Source organism: uncultured Cyclobacterium sp. (assembly GCF_963976465.1).
In the GTDB taxonomy this organism is placed as follows: Bacteria; Bacteroidota; Bacteroidia; order Cytophagales; family Cyclobacteriaceae; genus Cyclobacterium.
In genome coordinates this window covers 1-3,323 of the sequence record NZ_CAXBOC010000565.1, presented here as the reverse complement: position 1 = coordinate 3,323, position 3,323 = coordinate 1, and the positions used below count along the sequence as shown (strand labels likewise).

The 3,323-nt window shown below is 39.1% G+C and carries 4 protein-coding genes; 2 read left to right on the top strand and 2 right to left on the bottom strand.

Translation table 11 applies throughout. From position 1 onward, the window contains the following. Positions 1-594, top strand: a 594-nt coding sequence (locus tag AAC037_RS22240) for a DUF4097 family beta strand repeat-containing protein (protein WP_339905716.1), incomplete at its 5' end; no start/stop codon positions are given. 61 nt (positions 595-655) lie between these two features. Here the strand turns inward: AAC037_RS22240 and AAC037_RS22235 are convergent. Both AAC037_RS22235 and AAC037_RS22230 read right to left on the bottom strand, forming a co-directional pair. Then, positions 656-1,141 (bottom strand): hypothetical protein, encoded by a 486-nt coding sequence (locus tag AAC037_RS22235; protein ID WP_339905714.1) that lies wholly within the window; start codon positions 1,139-1,141, stop codon positions 656-658. A 26-nt stretch (positions 1,142-1,167) separates the two neighbouring features. After that, positions 1,168-2,265 (bottom strand): ferredoxin--NADP reductase, encoded by a 1,098-nt coding sequence (locus AAC037_RS22230; RefSeq protein ID WP_339905713.1) that lies wholly within the window; start codon positions 2,263-2,265, stop codon positions 1,168-1,170. 203 nt (positions 2,266-2,468) lie between these two features. Here AAC037_RS22230 and AAC037_RS22225 point away from each other — a divergent pair, with 203 nt between their 5' ends. Then, the gene (locus AAC037_RS22225) at positions 2,469-3,206 is read left to right on the top strand and encodes a DUF4397 domain-containing protein (RefSeq protein WP_339905711.1); all 738 of its coding nucleotides are present in this window, start codon (positions 2,469-2,471) and stop codon (positions 3,204-3,206) included. Positions 3,207-3,323 lie beyond the last annotated feature (117 nt).

Genomic DNA, 3,323 nt, shown 5'->3' with positions numbered 1-3,323 from the left:
CAATTAAATATAAAATCAAGTGCCGGAGCTACTTACGTTTCCGGAGTACGCGCACCATCACATCAGATTGAGGCAAGTTCCGGGCTAATTAAGGCATCAGACATCAGCGGGGACTTAAGCTTAAAAGCGTCCTCGGGAAATGTCCAATTGACAGGCTTAACAGGCAATCTGGAATGCAAAGTTACTTCCGGGAATGCCACAATTGAAGATGTAATGGGAAACATGAACTTTAAAGCTACCAGTGGGCAGTTAAAAATCAATTCCTTGTCAGGACTATTAAATGCCAAACTCACATCCGGGAACATAAAATTAAACCAAATAGGGGAATTAGGTAACCTGGAGGTAAGTTCAGGAAATATCAGAGCAGATAATGCCGGACTTGGACTGGACACCAGTTTGAACGCCTCCTCAGGAAATATTCAAATCTATACCGGTAGTAATTTATCGAATTATAATTTTGACTTAAAAGCAGGTAGCGGAAACATTAGGGTAGGAACTCAATCGGGTAAAAGTACCGTTTATATTGACAATGGCAAAAATGGAATGATCGTCGGAAAAGTTGGTTCAGGGAATATCTCTATTCAACCATTATAAAAAGGTAAAAGCCGCCAACCCTTGTGATAAATTGCTTCAAAAGGGTTGGCGGTTATTTTTATTAGTCCAAAGCATCTCTTTTTTGGATTTCCATGACTTGCTCTTTTTCTTCTCCTTTTAGACGCAAGACACTTACAATCCTGCCCGGCATTGGTTTAGCCAAAGAAACAAACAATAAAGTGGCTGCGTAAACAATTGTAAAACCTTGATTTTCATAGAAAAATAAGCCGAAAGCGCACAACACGCCTATCCAAAACAACTGCCAATACCTCAAAAAAGTCGCCTTGGCGTATCCTTTGACTTTTTGATTTACCGGCACTCCGCTTGTTCTGATGGCCCTAATTCGCTTGGTAAAAGCAAATTGTTGGACCACAAGCATTGCACTTACCAAACCTAGGACAATATAGTTAAACACCTCCGGGAGTGCAGGTAAATTAAAGTCCAGGTTGCCGCTTGTCACATACAAATAAGCAAAAGAAAAAAGAGGTAAAGGTATTGCAATCAATAGCAAGACATTTCGCTCCAACAAGCGAAAATCTTTCTTCATTGTCTTAATTTGATTTTCTTCTGCCATTAGTCAATCTGAATCTTAACCTCTGCACTGGTAGGCTTTGCGGAACAACAAAGGATATAGCCGGCCTTTATCTCGTTTTCACTTAAGCCTGCATCCTCTTCCATTTCCACTGTTCCGGAAAGCAGCTTCCCTCGACATGCAGTACAGAGCCCACTCTGACAAGAATAAGGCATATTTAATCCTTCGTCTAATCCGGCCTCTAAAATGGTTTTACTCGGACCAACGTCAAAGCTATACTCCTCCCCTTCCAATAAAATTTTCACAGGTCTGTTGATCACCCCTTCAACTGGAACATCATCTTGGCTTTCCTCTTTTTCGAGGTAAAAGCTTTCACTATGGATGAATTCTTTTTTGACATCCAGCTTCCCCAAACATTCCTGAGCAGTTTCCATCATTCCCTCCGGTCCGCATACAAAAAAGCGTTGGTTTTCGGCAAAATGAGTGAAATGATTATCAAAAAATTCATTGACTTTTTCCTGGTTTAATCTCCCTGAAGCCCCCTCCCATCCTGCTTTGGGTTGGGTAAGGTTATGGGTAATATTTAATTTACCGGGGTATTTTTCTACCAGTTCCTTGAGCGCCTTATCAAAAATAATCATGTCTTGAGAACGGCTGCAATAAAGCAAATTCACTTCAGATTTCGGCTCATTAATCAATATGGATTTGATAATCCCCATAATTGGAGTAATGCCACTTCCTCCGGCAAACATACCGTACTTTCTCTTGTTTTGCGAGTGGTACTCAGCAGTAAAATTACCTAAGGGTTTCATGACAGTTACCCGCTTACCAGGCACGAAAGTGTCATTAATGAAATTTGAAACCAATCCGCCTTCCAGACGCTTCACAGTGATCCCCGGAAAAGGGTCCACAAAAGGCGAGGTCGACAAGCTATAAGCTCTTCGCTCTTGTTTTCCGTTAACTTCAACAATTATAGTAAGGAATTGACCGGGCAGGTAATCCATGATGGGATCCGGCTGGTCAAAATATATGGTTACGGTATCAGAAGTTTCTTGGACAGTTTCCCTAATTCTGAGGGTAAGGTAATGATCATCCTTTTCGAGATCATCCTTTTTCTTCTTAAATAGTTTAAACAGCATTACAATAAAAGGAATAGTTTGATGAGCAATTCATACAAAATTAACATACTCTTTTCCAATTACCTATTGCGAGAAAAAATAGTTACCAAACTTTAACTCAAAAGCCTTACTTTCCTTCAAATTCCAAAGAATTTCTTATTCCATTGTAGCATTTAGAAGCATCCATTCGTACTGGCTTTAGAAAACAAAACAACTATAAGATTATGAATACTAAAATCAATTATTTAAAGAAAAAAGCTTCGGCAACAGGAAAATACTTATTAATACTAATGATCCTCCCCATTACTTTCTCTTGCCTTGACGATGAAGGACCAAACTCAGCCTATGAACCAACAGCCTATGTTTCTTTTTATAATGGTACTAACGAATCATCGGATATTCAAATAGAGGTCGATACCACAGTATATGATCGCAAGCCTTTTGAATTTGGCGAATTCATAGATTATTGGTATTTCTATACAGGTGAAAGAAATTTCTCTTTTGTAGACAATGATTCAGATCAATCCCTATTAGACACTGCTGTAAACTTAGGAGTTGAAAAGGCCTATTCGTTTTTTCTTACAGAAACAGGAGACGAATACACTACCCTATTTATTGAAGACAGTTTGGAAAACCCGGTGAATGGTAAAGCTCTGATAAGACTCGTTCATTTAGCAGCTGATGGACCGGAAGTGGATTTATACCAAAGGAACAATGAAGATGCAGTTTTGGAGGAGCTTTCCTTTTTGGAATTTACCGATTTTGTCAATGTTGACATCGGAGAAACAGACCTTATTCTAAAGGTTTCTTCTGATGACCAGAATGAGCTGATCCGTTTAAATGACATTCACCTCAGGGAAGGCAGAATTTATACGGTAGTCATCAGAGGTAAATTGGGTGCAGATAGTAACTCCGCAGAAGCCCTTCGCCTTCAATTGATAAGAAACTATCCCAACTATTAGTTAACTTAACAATGTTTATTTTAAGGGGATCCTGGAAACAGGGTCCCCTTTTATTTTATATTATTGAATAAGGCACATATTAAATAAAGGCTTTATACGGATAAGGTTGCTTTGCAA

What these genes read in the sequence shown, in the direction of transcription:
- AAC037_RS22235 (WP_339905714.1), bottom strand. Translation starts at nt 1,141, where the DNA reads ATGAAGAAAGATTTTCGCTTGTTGGAGCGAAATGTCTTGCTATTGATT.
- AAC037_RS22230 (WP_339905713.1), bottom strand. Translation starts at nt 2,265, where the DNA reads ATGCTGTTTAAACTATTTAAGAAGAAAAAGGATGATCTCGAAAAGGAT.
- AAC037_RS22225 (WP_339905711.1), top strand. Translation starts at nt 2,469, where the DNA reads ATGAATACTAAAATCAATTATTTAAAGAAAAAAGCTTCGGCAACAGGA.